The sequence below is a fragment of the Candidatus Enterococcus avicola genome (genome assembly GCF_047470845.1).
In the GTDB taxonomy this organism is placed as follows: domain Bacteria; phylum Bacillota; class Bacilli; order Lactobacillales; family Enterococcaceae; genus Enterococcus_D; species Enterococcus_D casseliflavus.
In genome coordinates this window covers 37,206-58,434 of the sequence record NZ_JBLGTY010000016.1, presented here as the reverse complement: position 1 = coordinate 58,434, position 21,229 = coordinate 37,206, and the positions used below count along the sequence as shown (strand labels likewise).

10 protein-coding genes are annotated in these 21,229 nt (G+C 44.5%); 4 read left to right on the top strand and 6 right to left on the bottom strand.

Going from position 1 to position 21,229, the window contains the following annotated elements:
• Positions 1 to 11: 11 nt before the first annotated feature.
• A complete protein-coding gene (rpsI, locus tag ACI3E5_RS12905; RefSeq protein ID WP_003128901.1) occupies positions 12 to 404 on the bottom strand; it encodes a 30S ribosomal protein S9 in 393 nt (130 codons plus the stop codon).
• Positions 405 to 419: 15 nt separating this feature from the next.
• Complete coding sequence (gene rplM / locus ACI3E5_RS12900; RefSeq protein WP_301280258.1) at positions 420 to 866, bottom strand: 50S ribosomal protein L13; 447 nt, start codon at positions 864 to 866, stop codon at positions 420 to 422.
• Between the two features lie 406 nt (positions 867 to 1,272).
• Between rplM and ACI3E5_RS12895 the strand changes: the two genes are divergently transcribed.
• Positions 1,273 to 2,487 carry an argininosuccinate synthase gene (locus ACI3E5_RS12895; protein WP_005230386.1) on the top strand — a complete coding sequence of 405 codons (1,215 nt, stop codon included), beginning with the start codon at positions 1,273 to 1,275 and terminating at the stop codon, positions 2,485 to 2,487.
• A gap of 54 nt (positions 2,488 to 2,541) precedes the next feature.
• Positions 2,542 to 3,921: an argininosuccinate lyase gene (argH, locus tag ACI3E5_RS12890; protein ID WP_252704690.1), complete on the top strand. Its 1,380-nt coding sequence runs from the start codon at positions 2,542 to 2,544 to the stop codon at positions 3,919 to 3,921.
• 41 nt (positions 3,922 to 3,962) lie between these two features.
• On the opposite strand, the gene ACI3E5_RS12885 is transcribed toward argH, so the two are convergent.
• Positions 3,963 to 4,451, bottom strand: a complete 489-nt coding sequence (locus ACI3E5_RS12885) for a Dps family protein (RefSeq protein WP_005230382.1) — start codon at positions 4,449 to 4,451, stop codon at positions 3,963 to 3,965.
• Between the two features lie 125 nt (positions 4,452 to 4,576).
• On the opposite strand from ACI3E5_RS12885, the gene ACI3E5_RS12880 reads away from it, so the two are divergent.
• Complete coding sequence (locus ACI3E5_RS12880) at positions 4,577 to 5,248, top strand: prepilin peptidase (RefSeq protein WP_252704689.1); 672 nt, start codon at positions 4,577 to 4,579, stop codon at positions 5,246 to 5,248.
• Positions 5,249 to 5,329: 81 nt separating this feature from the next.
• Here ACI3E5_RS12880 and ACI3E5_RS12875 read toward each other — a convergent pair whose 3' ends face one another.
• Entirely contained in the window at positions 5,330 to 11,521 is a 6,192-nt protein-coding gene (locus ACI3E5_RS12875; protein ID WP_325845114.1) for a Spy0128 family protein, read from the bottom strand.
• A 298-nt stretch (positions 11,522 to 11,819) separates the two neighbouring features.
• On the opposite strand from ACI3E5_RS12875, the gene ACI3E5_RS12870 reads away from it, so the two are divergent.
• On the top strand, positions 11,820 to 13,238 hold the full coding sequence (locus ACI3E5_RS12870) for an AcpB/EbpR/MafR family transcriptional regulator (RefSeq protein WP_325845115.1): 1,419 nt from the start codon (positions 11,820 to 11,822) through the stop codon (positions 13,236 to 13,238).
• A gap of 213 nt (positions 13,239 to 13,451) precedes the next feature.
• On the opposite strand, the gene rpoC is transcribed toward ACI3E5_RS12870, so the two are convergent.
• Positions 13,452 to 17,102: a DNA-directed RNA polymerase subunit beta' gene (rpoC, locus tag ACI3E5_RS12865; protein ID WP_015510610.1), complete on the bottom strand. Its 3,651-nt coding sequence runs from the start codon at positions 17,100 to 17,102 to the stop codon at positions 13,452 to 13,454.
• Between the two features lie 87 nt (positions 17,103 to 17,189).
• The gene (gene rpoB / locus ACI3E5_RS12860; protein ID WP_008381746.1) at positions 17,190 to 20,807 is read right to left on the bottom strand and encodes a DNA-directed RNA polymerase subunit beta; all 3,618 of its coding nucleotides are present in this window, start codon (positions 20,805 to 20,807) and stop codon (positions 17,190 to 17,192) included.
• Positions 20,808 to 21,229 lie beyond the last annotated feature (422 nt).

Genomic DNA, 21,229 nt, shown 5'->3' with positions numbered 1-21,229 from the left:
TATAAATAATATTAACGTTTTGAGAATTGAGAAGCTTTACGAGCTTTTTTAAGACCTGGTTTTTTACGTTCAACCATACGTGCGTCACGAGTAAGTAAGCCAGCACGTTTAAGAGCTAAACGGAAATCAGGATCAACTTGTAACAATGCGCGTGCGATACCGTGACGGATTGCACCTGATTGTCCAGCGTATCCACCACCATTTACGTTTACAAAAACATCGTATGAACCTTTAGTTTCTGTAACGCCGAATGGTTGGTTGATTACTTCACGCAAGTCTGCGTGTGGGATGTATTCTTCAACATCTTTTTTGTTAACAGTAATTTTACCAGTACCTGGTACTAAACGTACGCGGGCTACTGCATTTTTACGACGGCCAGTGCCGATATATTGAGCTTGTGCCAATGAAATTCCCTCCTATTAGATTAAGTTTGTGATGTCCAATACTTCTGGTTGTTGTGCAGCATGTGGGTGTTCAGCGCCAGCATAAACATGAAGTTTCATTCCTTGTTTACGGCCTAAAGTGTTTTTAGGAAGCATGCCTTTTACAGAAGTTTCGATCAAACGACGAGAATTTTTAGCACGTAATTCTCCAGCAGAGACTGATTTCAATCCTCCTGGGAAGTTTGAGTGACGGTAATAAATTTTATCGCTTGCTTTGTTACCTGTTAATTTGATTTTTTCTGCATTAATGACGATTACGAAATCGCCTGTATCCACATGAGGTGTGAATGTTGGTTTATTTTTACCACGTAAGACAGATGCTACTACTGCTGAAAGACGACCCATAGGAACATCTGTTGCATCTACTACGTACCATTTACGTTCTACTTCGCCTGGTTTGGCCATATATGTTGTACGCACAATTTTTTCCTCCAATTCAATTTCACGAATGTTTGACATACACTTGAGTTTCCGGGGCTCTTGTGGGGCAAACAATACCATATAACATAATACCTTCTATAAAGCCTAATGTCAACGTAATTCCGCCTCTTTTTGAAAATTTTCTCCATTCGTTTTCTGCCATTTTCTCTGAAAAACGAAACTTGTTGTTGCAGGTTTCTAAAACTGAATACCACAATGAATATTATGTATAAACTTTCATTAACAAAGTGAGCATGCACTTCTTTTCCTTAATCATCGATAATAGTATAAAAACCTGATAATCACCACTTTTATGTATAAATATTTAATTTTACCCTTGATTTATTATTTTTATTCTGATAAGATAGCTTCGATCACTTGAAAACATGCGGAAAAGGAGTTAATAAGTATGAAAGAAAAAGTAATATTGGCCTATTCTGGAGGATTAGATACCTCCGTTTCAATTAAATGGTTAACGGACCAAGGATATGATGTGGTGGCTTGCTGCCTAGATATCGGTGAAGGTCGCGACACCCAATCCATTAAAGACAAAGCGTTGGCAGTTGGCGCGATTGAATCTTATGCCATCGATGCCCGCGAAGAATTCGCCCAAGATTTTGCTTTGATCGCTTTACAAGGCAATACTTTTTATGAAAATTCTTATCCTCTTGTTTCCGCTTTGTCTCGTCCATTGATCGCCAAGAAATTGGTGGAATTGGCATTAGCAACTGGCGCAACGACCGTCGCCCACGGCTGTACCGGTAAAGGCAACGACCAAGTTCGGTTTGAAGTGGCGATCGCCGCTTTAGCGCCTCACTTGAAAGTCATCGCACCGGTTCGGGAATGGAAATGGTCCCGGGAAGAAGAGATTGCCTATGCGGCTGAAAAAGGAGTGCCGATTCCCGCTGATTTGGACAATCCGTATTCCATCGATCAAAACTTGTGGGGACGTGCCTGTGAGTGCGGCGTCTTAGAAGATCCTTGGGCAACGCCACCAAAAGGGGCCTACGCCATCACGCAAGAATTAGAAGATACTCCTGACGTACCAACGATCGTTGAGATCACCTTTGATCAAGGGGTACCGACCGCCATTGATGGCGAAACGATGAATCTAGCAGAATTGATCATGAAACTGAACCGGGTGGCTGGCGAGCATGGCGTTGGTCGGATCGACCATATCGAAAATCGTCTGGTGGGAATCAAATCACGGGAAGTTTATGAATGTCCAGGAGCGATCGCTTTGATGACGGCTCATAAAGAATTGGAAGATTTGGTCTTTGTCCGGGAATTGGCGCATTTCAAACCAATCATCGAGCAACAATTAGCGCAAGTCATCTATGACGGCTTATGGTTCAATCCATTGACGGAAGCCTTGATTACCTTCCTGAAAAGCACGCAAGTCTACGTCAACGGGATCGTGCGTTTGAAATTATTCAAAGGCAACGTCATTTGTGAAGGACGGAAATCTGAAAACAGCTTGTACGATGAAAACTTAGCAACGTATACTTCTGCAGATACCTTTGATCAGCATGCGGCCATCGGCTTCATCAAATTATGGGGACTGCCAAGCAAAGTGCACGCTGAGATCCAAGCACAACAGCAACTAACAGAAACATTGATTTAAGTATGCACGGCTGAAGCTGCCGCTTCAGCCGTAATCTTTTTTTGAGGTGAGAATATGGCAAAATTATGGGGCGGACGTTTCGATGGGAAAAACGAAGCATGGATCGATGCTTTTGGGGCTTCCATCACGTTTGATCAAAAGTTAGCAAAGCAAGACATTCTTGGCAGTTTGGCACATGTCAAAATGCTGGTCCATACGGGCATCATCAGTCAACCCGATGGCGAAGCGATCATTGACGGCTTGACCACGATTCAACAACAATTAGCCGCTGGCGAATTGACCTTCACGATTGAAAATGAGGACATCCATTTAAACATCGAGACATTCTTGCATGAATTGATTGGACCAGTGGCAGGCAAATTGCATACTGCCCGTAGTCGTAATGACCAAGTGGCGACCGATATGCATTTGTATTTGAAAGAAGTCGTGCAAGACGTGATCACTTTGATCGCTGAATTGCGAGAAGCGCTGGTTTTACAAGCCGAAGCCAACATCTACACCATCATGCCCGGTTATACCCATCTGCAGCATGCACAGCCGATTTCTTTTGCCCATCACCTCTTAGCCTATTACAGTATGCTGACGCGTGACCAGGAGCGTTTCAAAGAGAGTTTGAGCCGCATCGATGTGATGCCTTTAGGCAGTGCTGCTTTGGCAGGAACTACCTTCCCTATCGATCGTGCCTTCACCGCTCAAGAGTTAGGGTTCAGCAATATTTACAGCAACAGCCTAGATGCGGTCAGCGATCGTGATTTTATCTTGGAATTTTTAAGCAATGCCTCTTTATTGATGATGCATCTGTCTCGTTTTTGTGAAGAGCTGATTCTTTGGTGCAGCCACGAATACCAATTTGTGGAGCTGACCGATACCTTCTCCACCGGCAGCTCCATTATGCCTCAAAAGAAAAACCCTGACATGGCGGAGCTGATCCGTGGAAAAACAGGACGTGTCTATGGGAACCTCTTTGGCCTTTTGACGGTCATGAAGGGCTTGCCGCTGGCGTACAACAAAGATTTCCAAGAAGACAAAGAAGGCATGTTTGACAGTGCCGAAACCATCACGAAAAGCTTGCAGATCATGACAGGCATGATCGCAACGATGAAAGTCAATCAAGCACGGATGCAAGAATCCACTGAAAAGGATTTTTCCAACGCAACAGAATTAGCGGATTACTTAGCTGGCAAAGGCGTGCCTTTCAGACAAGCCCATGAGATCGTCGGCAAACTCGTCAGCGAGTGCTTGAGCAAAGGCATCTATCTACAAGATGTTTCCTTGGAAGAATACCAAGCGATCCATCCTGCCATCGACAGCGATATTTTTGAAAAACTTGATTCCTATACCGCCGTCAAAAATCGTCATTCGTATGGCGGCACCGGTTTTGATCAAGTGGCACAGCAAATTGAAGCCGCCAAAGCATTATTGGCGGGCAAGTAAAAAAACCAGCGAAGAAAATTCTTCGCTGGTTTTTTTGTGGATTAATGACGTACGCGAGATTTCGCTGGATCGATCAATGGCGCTTCGCCTAAGTGCGCTTGGATCATCCAAATACGTTTTTCGATGGCTGTTTTGAAGCCGATGAAGATATCTTGAGTTGGATCGTCGCCTTCTTCACCAGATACTTCGATCCCTTTTTGGTATAAGTCCGCTAAGTAACGGTAGCCTTCCACCAATGTAGCTAAACGTTCTGGAATCGTGCGGTCCCAGTTACCCACTTCATCAGGGATTTGAGTGTGTTCTGCCATTTCACGCAAAGTTGAATATGGTGAACCGTCTAATGTAATCAAGCGTTCAGAAACTTCATCCAATTGCTCATTTAGATCATCCATGAATTCGTCCATCATTGGATGCAATGTCAAAAAGCCAGGTCCACGCATGTACCAGTGTGTTTGGTGAACGACCATAGCCATTTGGCTTAAATCAGCAACAAGTTGGTTTAATACTTCTTTTGTTTGTTCAAATTTCATAACGATTCCTCCTCTAAATTATCTATTTTAAGGATAATACGAAACAATTAAAAAGTACAACAAAATCATCTATTTGAGAAAATTTCTCACTCTCTTACGTATTTCTTTATGAGGGGGTACGAAAAATGACGATTTTCGTGTTTTTTTTAGGCGCTTTACTCGGCTTCTTTTGGCTTTTGCTCTTACATACTCTGTTTTGGAATCTGCCAAAAAGTGATTCTCGTTCTCACTACCAGAAAGTAAACAAAGTTTCGGATAACCATTGGTTTTTTCTCCTTCCTACAAGACGGCTTTCACCCCCGCTTTATTGGGTCTTCGCTTGCATATGCTATGGCGGACTTTGCGGGCTTGCCTTTCATGATTCAGAAAGCTTCCTGGCTTTTGTCTGGCTGACCAGTGCCTTTTTACTCAGCTTGACCGACTTGATAGACTATAGCGTCTACCCGCAACTGCTGTACCCCGCCCACCTACTGCTAGCGCTGGCACAGCTTAGAAGCGGCGCTTCTTTTCAATGGCTGTCTTTAGGCTTGCTGATTCCACTGGTCTTTTTTGTCTGGCAGGAAAAAATGGGCGGCGGCGATCTCTTAGTGCTGGCAGGCTGGGGCACTTGGCTAGCGCCGTCGACCCTTTTGGCCCTCTTACTAGTAGCCAGCAGTCTTGGTCTCCTCGCTTTTTTTAGCTATCAAAGCATCTGGAAGAAACGATTGGCACAGTTGCCCTTCGTCCCCTTCTTGAGTCTGGGTTTGCTGATTGTTCGCTTTCTAGCGTTTCATACTTTTGACGGTTTTTTTCTTTGAAGTGAAGAAAAACGGGACAGGAAAAAGCGGGACAAGTTGGCCTCATCCCGCTTTCTCTTTCTGCTTTGTTGCTTCCCCTGCCTATGATAACGGCGTCCGTTTTTTGCGATCAAGGTAGATGCCCACTGCGATCACTACTAACAACAGTCCCAAGACGACCCAACCAGCGGTCGTAGTGTCATTGGTTTTCGGTAAGTTGTCAGTTCCCGGCTTCGGTGTTTTGCCTTCTTTGACATGGTTGTTGAATACCATCTCTGCCGTTTGCTCCGCTTCAGCTACTAATTTTCCTGCTTGTTCTTTGACGGTGACCGTTACTTGATAGGTGGTTTCATCATAGATGATCGTGGCGTCGTTGCCAGCTTTTTCTCGAATCGTGTAACGATGTTCCCCAGCATCGTCATACGTCAATGCATCAAAGGTAATCGTTCCGTTTGCGTCATTGTGTTGGGTTTGCAGAACCTTTCCAGCTTCATCCACTAATTCAAATGCGAATTCGTTGGCTTGCAAGTTTCTACCCGTCAAGACTTTCTTCGCACTTAGTACGACACTGCCTGCTTGTGGTTGGTAGCTGTTTTCGAAGACTTGATCGCCTTCGTATTCGGCAACTGCCGTGAGCTGTCCAGCTTCATCCGTCACGGTCACAACTACCGCCAGCTCTTTTGTATCGTAAGTGATGGTACCGTCAGTTCCTGTTTTCTCACGAATGGTGTAGTGATACTCACCTGCTTTGTCATATGCAAGAGCATCGAAGTAGATCTTGCCAGTGGCGTCGTTGGCTTTTGTTTGAAGAACAGTTCCGTCTTCATTGACTAGTTCAAAATCGAATTCATTTGATTGTAGCGTACGACCAGTTAAGACTTTCTCGGCACTTAGTACGACACTGCCTGCTTGTGGTTGATAGCTGTTTTCAAAGACTTGGTTGCCTTCGTATTCGGCAACTGCCGTGAGCTGTCCGTCTTCATCCGTTACAGTGACAACTACCGCCAGTTCTTTCCTATCGTACGTAATCGTGCCATCGATTCCTGCTTTCTCACGGATGGTATAGTGGTACTCACCTGTTTCCTCGTAAGGGAGTGCGTCAAAGTAGATCTTGCCCGTGGCATCGTTGGCTTTTGTTTGAAGAACAGTTCCGTCTTCATCCACCAGTTCAAAATCGAATTCATTTGCTTGTAGCATACGACCAGTTAAGACTTTCTCGGCACTTAGTACGACACTGCCAGCTTGTGGTTGATAGCTGTTTTCAAAGACTTGATTGCCTTCGTATTCCGCAACTGCCGTGAGCTGTCCAGCTTCATCCGTCACAGTCACAACTACTGCAAGCTCTTTTGTATCATACGTGATCGTACCATCGCTGCCAGCTTGTTCACGGATAGTATAGCGGTATTCGCCCGCTTCGTCATATGCAAGAGCATCAAAGTAGATCTTGCCAGTGACATCATTGGCTTTTGTTTGAAGAACGTTCCCTTCTTCATCCACTAGTTCAAAGTCGAATTCATTTGCTTGTAAGGTGCGGCCGGTCAAGACTTTCTCGGCACTTAGTACGACACTGCCTGCTTGTGGCGTATAGTCGTTTTCAAAGACTTGATTGCCCTCATACGTTGCTGTTGCCACCAGTTGCCCGTCTTCATCGGTGACTTTCACAATAACGCCAATTTCTTTCGTGTCATAGGTAATGGTACTATCTGCGCCAACTTTTTCTCGAATCGTATAGCGGTATTCGCCGATTTCGTCATACGTCAATTCATCGAAATAGATTTGGCCAGTGGCATCATTGGTTTTCGTCTGTACTACATCGCCTGCTTCATCGACTAGTTCAAAGGCAAACTCGTTGGCTTCTAACGCGCGTCCCGTCAACACTTTCTCTACATTCAAGACCACACCGCCAGCTTTTGGCGTATAGTCATTTTCAAAGACTTGATTGCCTTCGTATTCGGTAACTGCCGTGAGCTGTCCGTCTTCATCGGTGACGGTCACAACTACCGCAAGTTCTTTTGCATCGTAAGTGATGGTGCCGTCAGTTCCTGCTTTCTCACGAATGGTGTAGTGATACTCACCTGTTTCCTCGTAAGGGAGCGCGTCAAAGTAGATCTTGCCCGTGGCATCATTGGCTTTTGTCTGAAGTACATTGCCTGCTTCATCGACTAGTTCAAAATCAAATTCATTTGCCTGTAATGTACGACCAGTTAAGACTTTCTCGGCACTTAGTACGACACTACCAGCTTTTGGTTGATAGCTGTTTTCGAAGACTTGATTGCCTTCATATTCCGCTACTGCAGTCAACTGCCCGTCTTCATCCGTGACGGTCACAACAACCGCAAGTTCTTTTGCATCGTAGGTGATGGTGTCGTCAGTTCCTGCTTTCTCACGGATGGTGTATCGGTATTCACCTGCTTTATCGTAATGAAGAGCGTCAAAGTAGATCTTGCCAGTGGCATCATTGGCTTTTGTCTGAAGCACAGTTCCTGCTTCATCAACTAGTTCAAAGTAAAAGTCTTCTGCCTGCAAGCTTCGACCCGTCAAAATTTTCTCAGCATTCAAAACGACACTGCCAGCTTTTGGTGTATAGTCATTTTCAAAGACTTGATTGCCTTCATAGACTGCTGTCGCAATCAACTGACTGTCTTCTTCTGTCACTGTCACAGTTACCTTTAGTTCTTTGTCTGTATAGGTGATGGTTGGATCGCTGTCGGCTTTTTCCCGAATCGTGTAATGGTACTCGCCAGGCTCGTTGTAAGTGATGTCGTCAAAAGTGACTTGACCGTTACCGTCATTGGTCTGGGTTAAAATCACAGAGCCAGTTTCATCCACCAGGTAGAAAGTAAATTCGCCGTCTTTGAGCTCGCGTCCATGAAGCAGCTTCTGGACATTCAAAGCATGGGTCGTTTCTTTGATTTCTCGCTTGTTGGCTAGCTCAAAGACATAATTGACTTCTTTATCAGAGATAGTGAAGGTGTACTGAGTCGCATCTCGTTCGTATCCTTCTGGTGCGGTGATTTCTTGGATCATATAATCGCCGTAACGCAGATTGTCGATCCGATCAATGGCGTTGCCGTTTTCCATGATCTGATTGTTTTTGACCACCAGATTCGACAAGATGACTTCATAGGTATTTTGCGCATTTTTGCGGCTTAATTGGAAAACTGCTTCTTCATCGATCCCTCGTTCTTTGGTGCCATCGGCATCGTATTTCACGATCGTCAAGGAGCCGTTCGTCCCAGAAGAGGTTCCGCTGCCGTCTGTCGATTTGATGGTGATTTCTTTGGTCACTGTGTGAATCTCGATCTCACTACCCGTTAAATTGACACTATTGGCCACCCGTTCATTGTTCAAAATCCCAGGATCAAGCTGTGTTTGATAAACGATAAAGTACGGTTTATCAATCATTTCTTCAAAAGCGATCACTAACGATTGCGTCCCTGCTACCACATCCGAGGTGATTTTCGGATTGTCCTCGTTGGTGAAGGTGACTTTTTCCCCTTTTTCCCAAGTGCCATTGTTTAAGACCGCTTCATACACCTCTACGATCACGGCATCGTTGGCATCGCGTAAAAAGGTGTGCTGATTGTAGTTGATGGTATCGGTGACCACCGCATTGTGGATTTTGCGACTGTCAGCGTTGATCATGATTTCCCAATCGATCAATCGATTGTTGTCGGCATTCTGGCTGCCGTTTTTCATCAACCAGTCCGTTTTTGCGGACTTGTCGACTTGGCCATCGGCAGTCAAGGTTGTGTCATTGTCCGTCAATGTGATGGTATTTTTGTAGGTAAATACCTCTTCAGCTGCTTCGGTTGCCAAGAAGACCGCCAGTGTTTCAGACGTTTCTTTCAGCAAGGTGATCGTAACTTTCTTCGTATCAGGATCATAGGTGTAGATGTAATCCTCGTTCTCCACCAATTGTTCTTTCAGCGCTCTGACTTGCGTCGTATACCCAGTTACTGTGACCGTGTAAAGCGCCAAGTCTTTCAAGGTTTGGCCTTCTTGCAGCTGGTCAGTGATGACTGCATCTTTATTAATTTTTTCTTTGTACGTATTGAATAGCCCCATCCAATAGACTTGATCGCTCGAAGCGGTCTGCTCATCAAAAATAGTTCCTAAGTTCCGACCTAATACGGCAGTAATCGCTTTGGCGACATCTTCCCCTTCACCAATAAATAGTCCGTATTTCAAAGCATTTTTTAACCAGTTGGTATCCATCCAAGTATTAGATTCAGAAGCTTCCGTGAACGTATTGCCAGCTTCGTCTTTATAATGGACAAACGCTGCATTACTAAACCGGCTGCTAGAACTCCCTAATGCGATCTGCTGTGAAACATCGAAGCTGGTTTTAAAATTAACAGTGATCGTTGCCGAGGTCGTTTGGTACGCCCCTTGCAACTTGATGCGAAAACCCGTCTCAAGTTCCTTCGTTGTGCCGTCCGTCAGTGTTTTCGTTTCTTTGATCAGCTCCAGCGTATAGTCGGTATCAAGAACCAAAGGCTCGGTCACGCCGCTCGCCGTCACTACCAGCGTATCCGCTAACAAGGCCAGTGCGCTGCTGTTTGCGCCAGAGATCAATTGATAGCGGTCTTCGATGATCAGGTCGCTAACTGTTTGCTGATTCGTATTGGCATCAATCTTCCATGCGACAGTCTTTGTCTCATAATCTTTGGTGCCAGCTGTTTTCACGACACCGATCGTTTTGGTTGGCGTCACGATCCCACTGCCCGTCAACGAGGTATTTTGATTGTCGCGGACCGAAGCGTAGTTGTAAATACGGGTATCGGCTAAAACCGATTCATATAGCTGAGTATCGTATTGAATCTTGTAGTAACCAGCTTTGGCAAACGTGATACCAAAGCGTACGATTTCCCCCTCTTTGTCCAACTGGTACGTCCCATCAAAGGACCAATCTTCTGCTGGAATCGAGTTACCATCTTTGTCTGTGATCACCAAAGTCTCTGGCACAAAAAAGTGCAGGGCTTTTTCAGGATCCGTTCCTGAATAGGTCTGATCCAAAACTTTGGCTTGGTCTTTGTCCAATGTGACGGAAATTTCCCATGACGCACGTTTCGTTTCTTGATCATACCCTTTAAACCGTTTGTATTCTGATTGTTCATCATAGGTCACCGTTGCTTCTGCGGTTTTTTCTGTAAAATCGCTACCGTTGATTGTTGCCGTGTTTTTGAAAGAAGAAGCCGTTGGATCGGTGACTGCACTATTGATGACGATGCGGACCGGTTGATTGACGGTTTGATTGAAGGTAAACGTGTTGTTGACGCTGTTAAAGGTATATAAGCCATCGGTACGAACCCACTCTTCGGTAGCTTCATCGTACAAGTAGCCCGTCGAGGTACTATAAGATAAGCCTTGGGGCATCTTATCGGTGATCACCACATCGTGCAATTCACGACTGGTTTGGTTAAAAATAATTTCCCAAACCACTGAACCGCTGGAAGTCACATTACCAGTCTTAATGATATCGACTTCATAAATCGGCAATGTAATGATGATCTCATGACCATCTTCATCGTAGATCCCAGTATGAATCGTCACTTCTTCAGTAACAGTACTCACACTTAATTCCGTGATCAGATCAATGGTCCCCGAACGATTGGATAATGTCTGTGCGGCCTCATTAAACGTGACGGTCAATGTACCATCATGATCCAAGGTAAAGGTTCCGATCGATTGTCCGCCAGAACGAGTCAATTCGCCGCTAACGGTATTATGAATGGCAAAATAGTCTGGCAATTGATACGTATAATAATCGCCTGCGCGAATTTCTTCCGTGTCTGCTAACGACCAGTCAAAATGGATTTTGATGTTGCCGTTATACATCGGTGGATTTTCGGCAGTGAAGGGTTGATCGTTTAAGTCAGTGATCCGAACATTATCAAATAGCTGCACGCCCCGTTCATTTAGGTTGGCACTAAGATTCTCCGCGGTAGCCGAAGCTTCCGTTTCCGCCTCAGCATCTGGTGCTCGCGGTTGAATACTGTTTTGATTCAATGTCGAAGATGCTTGGGTTTCTTGACTCTCGCTAGGGACGGTGGTTGGTGCTTCTGTAGATTGAGTAGTCGTAGGTTGTGTTTCCTCTGTCCCAGATGAGTCCGTCGGTGCTTTTTCCGAATCGATCGTTTCGCTCTCTGCTTCGCTACTTGCTAGCGTTTCTGTCGTCCGTTGCGTGCTATCGGTTGCGTTAAGTGCTTCTGCTAATATGATCGTTGGTTCACAAACAATTGAACCAAGCAACACCAGCAAACATATATAGATAGAAAATGGCTTTTTCATGATTATTCATTCCTTTTGTATAAAGTTTTTTTATTCAATTGATTTCGGAAGTGCTCCACGAATAAAATTGTTCAACAGTGAGCAAGATATCCCAACAAACAACTGCTTTTTTCCCCCTTCCCATGATTCTACGATTTAGGTCTTTGCTACTTGCATCAAACGTGTTACTACTATCCCACACTTCTATTTTCCCAAATTATCACGTGGTGATGTATTCAAAAAAAATTCAACAGGTAATTTTTTTGAATACATGTAAAAACGTGATACTATTTAGTCAAAAGGAGGCTTGGAGGAAAATATGTTACGGAAATTGTTATCATCCACTTCACAAAAGAAACTACAGCTGATTGAGTATTTATTGGACGATCAAGGGACCAGTCTTCACGATTTAGCACTGAAATTTTCTATCTCCATGTCCTCAGCAAAAACCTATATCGCAGAAATTGACAATGAATTTTCGTTTCTGGATTTACAATTTGATGATTTTTCAGCGGTTCGCTTGCACTTACATCCCTTTGCTACTCGTTTGGATATTTACAGCCACTTTTTGAACCGTTCTTCTGCGTTTCAATTACTGGAATTATTGTTTTCTTCCAGTTTTACCAGTTATGATATGCTGGCGCTGGAATTAAATTTAAGCAAATCATCGATTATTCGTTTAATTAAGAGGATCAACTTGATTCTGGCTCCTTTTGATTTCTTTATCGCAACCAAACCTATCCAGTTAAAAGGCAATGAAAAGAATATTCGCCAATTTTTTCTGATTTTCTTCTTGGAGAAATACCAATATGAATTTATCGACGCCAACATCAATCAAGAACAGGAATTTTTGAAAATCGCCCATATTATGGCAGCAGCGACGCCCTTAAATCTCTATTTTTCCGATATCAAAAAGATCGCTTTTGTCATCTATATCAATACGAAGCGTGACCGTTTTGCTGCCTCTGAAACCAATGCGGATCATATCGAGTATTTTTTAGAAAAAATCGACTTGAGTGAATTTACTGGCTACACCCGTGCCTATGTAGAAAAAATGGTTGGCTATGTCACGACGCACATTGGGCAAGACCCCGCTGTCTTTCGCAAAACCAAACAAGAATTTTATCATTTGACGAAGCAATTGTTTCGAAAATACAACTACCGTGAAAGCAATTTTGAAGAAAAGCTGGATGCCGTCGTCTTTTCCTATTTTCTTGGGATCAATCTGCAGGTTCCTTACTGCATTTTGGATGATCGCTTCGCCCGCTTTGTTGCTAATTGTGATTTTGTTCAGCAAGCAGTCAACCAAGACATCGTTCAGCTTTTGACCCATTCGAGTTTACCGATCATTCGACCAAGTACGATCAATTACCTGATTTATATTTTCCATACTTCTTTTCCCAATTTTGCCAAAGAAATCATCGACGCCAATGCTGGCTTTCGCTTAGCCTTGTTTTATGATACGAATAGTTATCATACGGAATTTATCCAAACAAAGATCCAGCAGTTTATTCCCTATCAGCTAACGATCACGATCTTAAATCCCCTCGATTCGTTTTCGCTGACTATGCTGGATGAGACCTATGATCTGATCATCGGCAATTTGACCCCCTCCTGCAGAAAAAATGTGTTTCATTATGCAGACATCAACCTGACTTCAAATGATTTGGCGTTTATCGCTCGGCAGATTCAGGAAAAGGGGATTCGGATGCTGCAAGAACGGCAAGAGGAAAACTAACAAACCAAAAAAATCACCTTCGAGAGAGTCGAATGACGTACGCCAAAGAACAATTTGAGCGCATGTCGGGTTTCATCATACTTTCGAAGGTGATTTCTTTTGCACATATGACCTAATAACATGAATTTCTATAGTATAAACAAAAAAAGCTTGCCATTCCGAAGAATGACAAGCTTTTCCGTCACACTGAGTCAATCAGGTGCTGGGCATTGATTAGTTTTGGCTGTTCAATGCGTCTTCAGCAGCCATTTGTGCTTCGATGTCTGAGATGCTGTAGACATTTTCGCTGGCAACTGTTACTTCTTTTGGTTCCATTTCACGGTAACGAGGCATACCAGTACCAGCTGGGATGATCTTACCGATGATAACATTTTCTTTCAATCCAAGAAGTGGATCTTTCTTGCCGCGGATCGCTGCATCGGTCAACACACGAGTGGTTTCTTGGAAGGACGCAGCAGACAAGAAGCTGTTGGTTTCCAAGGATGCTTTCGTGATCCCTAATAGGACTGGACGGCTAGTTGCAGGAACGCCGCCGGCTACCAATGTGTCGTAGTTGCGGTCTTTAAAGTCGGCGATATCCAACAATGTTCCTGGCAAGATGCCTGAATCACCTGGATCCATGACGCGGACTTTACGCAGCATTTGACGAACCATTACTTCGATATGTTTGTCGCCGATTTCTACCCCTTGCATCCGGTAAACGCGTTGAACTTCCCGTAATAGGTAGTTTTCAACCGACAAGACATCGCGAACTTGTAACAGTTGTTTTGGATCGATCGAACCTTCCGTCAATGGTGCACCACGATGGATAAAGTCGCCTTCTGCTACTTTCATCCGGGCAGTATAAGGAACGGTATACGTACGCGTATCGGTTTCCCCTTTGATGGTCACTTCTTTGGTCCGAGTTGAAGGGTCTTCTGAGATATCGATGACTTCTCCGGTAACTTCGGTAATGACCGCTTGTCCTTTCGGATTACGGGCTTCAAAGATTTCTTGGACACGAGGGAGACCTTGCGTGATATCGTCTCCGGCAACCCCGCCGGTATGGAAGGTACGCATGGTCAACTGAGTACCAGGTTCACCGATTGATTGGGCAGCGATGGTACCGACTGCTTCCCCAACTTCAACTTCAGAACCAGTGGCTAAGTTGCGGCCATAACAATGTTTACATACACCATGTTTGGTGTTACATGTGAAGACAGAGCGAATGGATACTGTTTCGATGCCAGCGTCCACGATGGCTTTGGCTAAATCTTCAGTGATCAATTCATTGACCCCTAGAAGGACTTCGCCAGTTTCAGGATGGATCACTGATTTACGTGTGTAACGTCCAATCAAACGTTCTTCTAAGGATTCGATGATTTCGTTTCCTTCGCGAATTGCTTGAATGTCTAAACCACGGTCAGTACCACAATCGTCTTCACGGATGATGACATCTTGGGCAACGTCAACTAAACGACGTGTCAAGTAACCGGAATCGGCTGTTTTCAAGGCGGTATCGGTCATCCCTTTACGGGCACCATGGGTCGAGATAAACATTTCCAAGACAGATAGACCTTCACGGAAGTTTGAGATGATCGGCAATTCCATGATTCGTCCGTTAGGCGCGGCCATCAATCCACGCATCCCAGCAAGCTGAGTAAAGTTGGAGATGTTACCACGGGCACCGGAATCAGACATCATGAAGATTGGGTTTTTCGCTTCCAATGATTCCATCAGTTTTAACTGAATTTCATCTTTGGCTGCATTCCAAACACCAATAACTCGTTCATAACGCTCGTCATCGGTAATCAACCCACGACGGAATTGTTTCGTGATCGTTTCTACTTGTTTGTGGGCATTGTCGATGATGTCATGTTTTTCGTGCAAGTTCATGATATCAGCGATACCAACGGTGATACCTGCCATTGTTGAATGGCTGTATCCTAAGTCTTTCATGCGGTCAAGCATGCGTGACGTTTCAGTGATGCGGAAACGTTTGAAGACTTCTGAAATGATGTTTCCTAAGTTTTTCTTCTTGAATGGGCCAACAAGCTCTTGTTCTTTGATGAAGGCAGGCACATCTGTACCAGCTTCAATAAAGTACTTGTCTGGTGTTTGAACCGTCAAGTTGTAGTCAGTCGGTTCATTCAAGAATGGGAATTCTGGCGGCATGATCGAGTTGAAGATCACTTTACCTACCGTTGTTACCATCAAGCGTTGTTTTTGTTCAGACGTGAATGGTTTGTCCCCTAAAGTGTTTGGATTGATGGCGATCCGTGTGTGTAAATGCACGTAGCCATTGCGCCATGCCGTAACTGCTTCGTCCATGTCACGGAAGATCATGCCCTCCCCTTCACGGCCTTCTTCTTCCATCGTCAAGTAGTAGTTCCCTAGGACCATATCCTGAGATGGTGTTACAACTGGTTTTCCGTCTTTTGGATTCAAAATGTTTTGGGCTGCTAACATCAGCATACGTGCTTCTGCTTGCGCTTCTTCGTTCAATGGTACGTGAACGGCCATTTGGTCTCCATCGAAATCGGCATTGTAGGCTTCACAAACAAGTGGGTGCAAACGAATGGCACGGCCTTCAACTAAGACTGGTTCAAATGCTTGGATACCTAATCTGTGAAGCGTAGGTGCCCGGTTCAATAGCACTGGATGTTCTTTGATGACATCTTCTAAAACATCCCAAACTTCGTCTTCTTGACGTTCGATTTTGCGTTTGGCATTTTTGATGTTTGACGCGATTTCACGAGAAACAAGCTCCCGCATCACGAATGGTTTGAACAATTCGATCGCCATTTCTTTTGGCAGACCACATTGATACATTTTAAGGAATGGACCAACGACGATAACTGAACGACCTGAGTAGTCGACCCGTTTTCCTAGCAAGTTTTGACGGAAACGACCTTGTTTCCCTTTCAACATGTGAGAAAGAGATTTCAATGGGCGGTTCCCTGGTCCTGCAACTGGACGGCCGCGACGACCGTTATCGATCAAGGCATCGACTGCTTCTTGCAGCATCCGTTTTTCATTTTGAACGATGATGTTTGGTGCATTCAAGTCTAACAAGCGTTTCAAACGGTTGTTACGGTTGATTACACGACGATACAAGTCGTTCAAGTCACTTGTGGCAAAACGTCCACCTTCTAATTGCACCATTGGGCGCAAATCAGGCGGGATAACTGGGATAACGTCCATGACCATCCAGCTTGGTTTGTTTCCTGAAGCACGGAATGCTTCTAAGATATCCAAACGGCGGATCGCACGCGTCCGTTTTTGTCCAGTTGCGTTTTTCAATTCTTCTTTCAATTCAGCAACTTCGCCTTCAAGATCAACACCATCTAATAGTTGTTTGATGGCTTCGGCCCCCATCGCTGCTGAAAATTCTTGACCGTATTGGTCACGTTTTTCACGGTATTCCCGTTCAGTCAATAGTTGTTTTTTCTCAAGGCTGGTGTTTCCTGGTTCAATCACTACGTAAGAAGCAAAGTAGATGATTTCTTCCAATGCACGTGGGCTCATGTCTAAAACAAGACCCATCCGTGAAGGAATGCCTTTGAAGTACCAAATGTGTGATACTGGTGCTGCTAATTCAATGTGTCCCATGCGTTCACGACGCACTTTTGAACGTGTTACTTCCACGCCGCAACGGTCACAAACGATGCCTTTATAGCGGATCCGTTTGTATTTGCCGCAAGCACATTCCCAGTCTTTGGTTGGACCGAAAATACGCTCGTCAAACAACCCTTCGCGTTCAGGTTTTAACGTACGGTAGTTAATGGTTTCTGGTTTTTTTACTTCACCATAAGACCAGCTTCTGATTTTTTCAGGAGAAGCCAAACCGATTTGCATACTTTCGAATTTATTTACATCGATCAAAAAAGGTTCCCTCCATTTCATTTCATGGACATATCCGATAGAACGGGGGCTATTTCCGCTGGTGGCGGAAATAGCGAGGGCCGTCTATTATTGCAAGCGATCTTCTGCTGTCTCGATTTGTTGGTTCAACGCGTCGGCGGCATTTTTAGCTTCTGTTTGTGCTTTTTGTTCTAATTCACGGGCTGTTTGTTGCTCCGCAAATTTTGTTAAGGCATCAACGGTGATCAAATCATCATCGTCATCATCCATATCACGTAGTTCGATCTCTGCATCATCGATATCTAGGACACGCATGTCTAGACCCAGTGATTGCAATTCTTTTACTAATACGCGGAATGATTCTGGTACACCTGGTTTTGGAATTGGTTCCCCTTTGACGATCGCTTCGTATGTTTTCACACGACCAACCACGTCATCTGATTTGTAGGTCAAGATTTCTTGCAAGGTGTAAGCAGCACCGTATGCTTCCAGTGCCCAAACTTCCATCTCTCCGAAACGTTGTCCACCAAATTGGGCTTTTCCTCCCAATGGTTGTTGAGTAACCAATGAGTAAGGTCCAATGGAACGGGCATGCAATTTATCATCGACCATGTGGGCCAATTTGATCATGTACATGACACCAACGGAGATGCGGCCATCAAATGGTTCGCCGGTACGTCCGTCGTAAAGCACTGTTTTGGCATCGCTGGCCATTCCTGCTTCAGCAACGGTTGCCCAAACATCTTCATCGCTGGCACCATCAAAGACTGGTGTTGCCACGTGAATGCCTAGTTGACGCGCAGCCATTCCTAAGTGTAACTCTAATACTTGTCCAATGTTCATCCGAGAAGGTACCCCTAATGGGTTCAGCATGATATCGACTGGTGTGCCATCTGGTAAGAAAGGCATGTCTTCTTCTGGCATAATGCGAGAAACGACCCCTTTGTTTCCGTGACGTCCGGCCATTTTATCCCCTTCATGGATTTTCCGTTTTTGAACGATATAAACGCGAACCAGCATGTTCACACCTGGTGACAATTCATCGCCAGCTTCGCGGGTAAAGATTTTGACATCGTGGACGATTCCGCCGCCGCCGTGAGGCACACGTAGAGAAGTGTCACGCACTTCGCGGGCTTTTTCACCAAAGATTGCGTGCAATAAACGCTCTTCTGCTGAAAGTTCCGTTACCCCTTTTGGCGTGACTTTCCCAACAAGCAGATCGCCATCTTTGACTTCCGCACCAATACGGATAATCCCCATTTCGTCTAGGTCTTTCAATGCGTCTTCCCCAACGTTCGGGATTTCGCGAGTGATTTCTTCAGGTCCTAATTTTGTGTCGCGGGCTTCTGATTCATATTCTTCAATATGGACAGAAGTGTAAACATCATCTTTCACCAAACGACGGCTCATGATGATGGCATCTTCATAGTTGTACCCTTCCCAAGTCATGAATGCGACTAAGACGTTTTGTCCTAGTGCCATTTCGCCTTGTTCCATAGATGGGCCATCTGCTAAGATGTCGCCTTTTTCGACTTTTTCACCAAGTGCTACTAATGGACGTTGGTTGTAGCTGGTTCCTGAGTTTGAACGACGGAATTTGGTAACAGAATAAACGTCCAATGCGCCATTGTCACGACGAACGCGCACTTCGGCTGCATCCACGTATTCTACGATCCCATCATGTTTACATAACAAAGCAGCTCCTGAGTCATGTGCTGATTTGTATTCCATACCAGTACCAACCCAAGGTGCTTTCGGATTGATCAATGGTACAGCTTGCCGCTGCATGTTGGCACCCATCAAGGCACGGTTGGAGTCATCGTTTTCCAAGAAAGGAATACATGCGGTTGCGACTGCGACTACTTGTTTTGGTGATACGTCCATGTAGTCGACTTTATCGATCGAAACTTCCAAGTTTTCAGAAGTAGCACGCGCCATAACAACGTCGTTTACGAAAGAGCCGTCTTCATTTAACAAGCTGTTTGCTTGGGCCACAACGTAGTGGTCTTCGGTATCGGCAGTCAAGTAATCGATCTTGTCAGTAACACGGCCTGTTTCGCGGTCAACTCGACGGTATGGTGTTTCAATGAAGCCATACTTGTTGACTTTGGCATAAGAGGCCAAGCTGTTGATCAACCCGATGTTTGGTCCCTCAGGCGTTTCGATCGGACACATACGGCCATAGTGGGAATAGTGAACGTCTCGGACTTCATAGCCGGCACGGTCACGGGTCAAACCACCAGGTCCTAAGGCAGATAGACGACGTTTATGGGTCAACTCACCCAGTGGGTTTGTTTGGTCCATGAACTGTGACAACTGAGAAGAACCAAAGAATTCTTTGATACTTGCGACAACCGGACGAATGTTGATCAATTGTTGCGGTGTCAAGGTTTCGGTGTCTTGGATCGACATCCGTTCACGCACGACACGCTCCATCCGAGCAAGCCCGATCCGGAATTGGTTTTGCAATAATTCACCAACAGAACGAATCCGACGGTTTCCTAAGTGGTCGATGTCATCGACATTGCCGATGCCTTCCATCAAGTTGAAGAAGTAGCTCATTGAAGCAATGATGTCTGCTGGACGAACCGTACGTGTAGCAGTATCTGGATAGCCATTACCGATCACGTTGACTTCTTGTTCTGGATCTTTTGGTGAAAAGACTTTGATGACTTGGACGGTCATTGGTTCGGTAACGACCCCATCTTCTGATGGATAGTACGTTACACTGTTTAGGCCATTATCGATAAATGCGCCTAGTGTTTCCATGACTTGGTGAGTCAAAACCGTGCCTTTTTCAACAATGATCTCGCCTGTTTCAGGGTCAACCAAGGTTTCTGCTAAGGTCAAGTTCAATAGACGTGTTTTCAAGTCTAATTTTTTGTTTACTTTGTAACGACCAACATTTGCTAAGTCGTAACGTTTTGGATCGAAGAAACGTGCGTTCAGCAAGCTACGTGAGCTGTCTGCTGTTTTTGGCTCGCCTGGACGAAGACGTTCGTAAACATCTTTCAATCCTTCTTCGGTACGAGAATCGCTTGCGTTTTTATGCAAGTCTTTTTCGATCGTGTTGCGCAATGATTCACTGTCGCCGAAAATTTCAAAGATCGTGTCATCAGAACCAAACCCTAGGGCACGGACTAAGACCGTCAAAGGAATTTTACGGGTACGGTCAATCCGTACGTAAGAGATATCTTTGGCATCAGTTTCCATTTCTAACCACGCACCGCGGTTAGGGATAACAGTTGAACCAAAGCCTTCTTTGCCGTTTTTATCGACTTTGCCATGGAAATATACACCTGGAGAGCGGACCAACTGAGAAACGATAACCCGTTCTGCCCCGTTGATGATAAAGGTTCCTTGTTCAGTCATTAATGGGAAATCACCAAAGAATACTTCTTGGGATTTGATTTCCCCAGTTTCACGGTTCGTCAAACGCAAAGTAACATGTAATGGTGCCGAATAGTTTGCATCATGGGCACGGGCTTCTTCTACTGTATACTTTGGTTCTTTCAATTCATAATCCACAAATTCTAGGGACAAGTTACCGTTGAATCCTTCGATTGGCAAAATATCTTCAAACATTTCTCTTAGGCCCTCATCTAGGAACCATTGGTAAGAGTCGGTTTGAATTTCAATCAAATTCGGTAATTCTAATACTTCACTGATCCGTGCGAAACTTCTACGTTCGCGATGCTTTCCGTATTTTACTACGTGTCCAGCCAAGCTCTTCACCTCTTCATAAAGTCTTTCAAAAAGGCTATCCGATTATTTACAAAACTGTAACAAATATTAAATATAGGTTACAGAAAGCATTTTTTGCGGCTTTTAGGCAAAAAAAAACCAAAAATAGAACGGATGCATTGGGCATTTTCTACTTTTGTTTCCTTATTCCTAAGCCGAAACGGACAATATTTCGTTTCTGCTTTTTTCGTTCAGATAGTTTTTGCAACTCCTTATTATACAGATGAAGTACTTTTCTGTCAAGCTTTCATTGGAAGTTACAATGCTTTTCTGACGCACCCATTTCCTAAGATTTTCTAAAGAAAAAAAACAAGGCTGGTGAGGACTGTTTTTCGTAAGAAACTACTTTGCTTTTTGCCGATTTCTTGCTATGCTAACGAAAACGTTACACGTGAAACATTAGG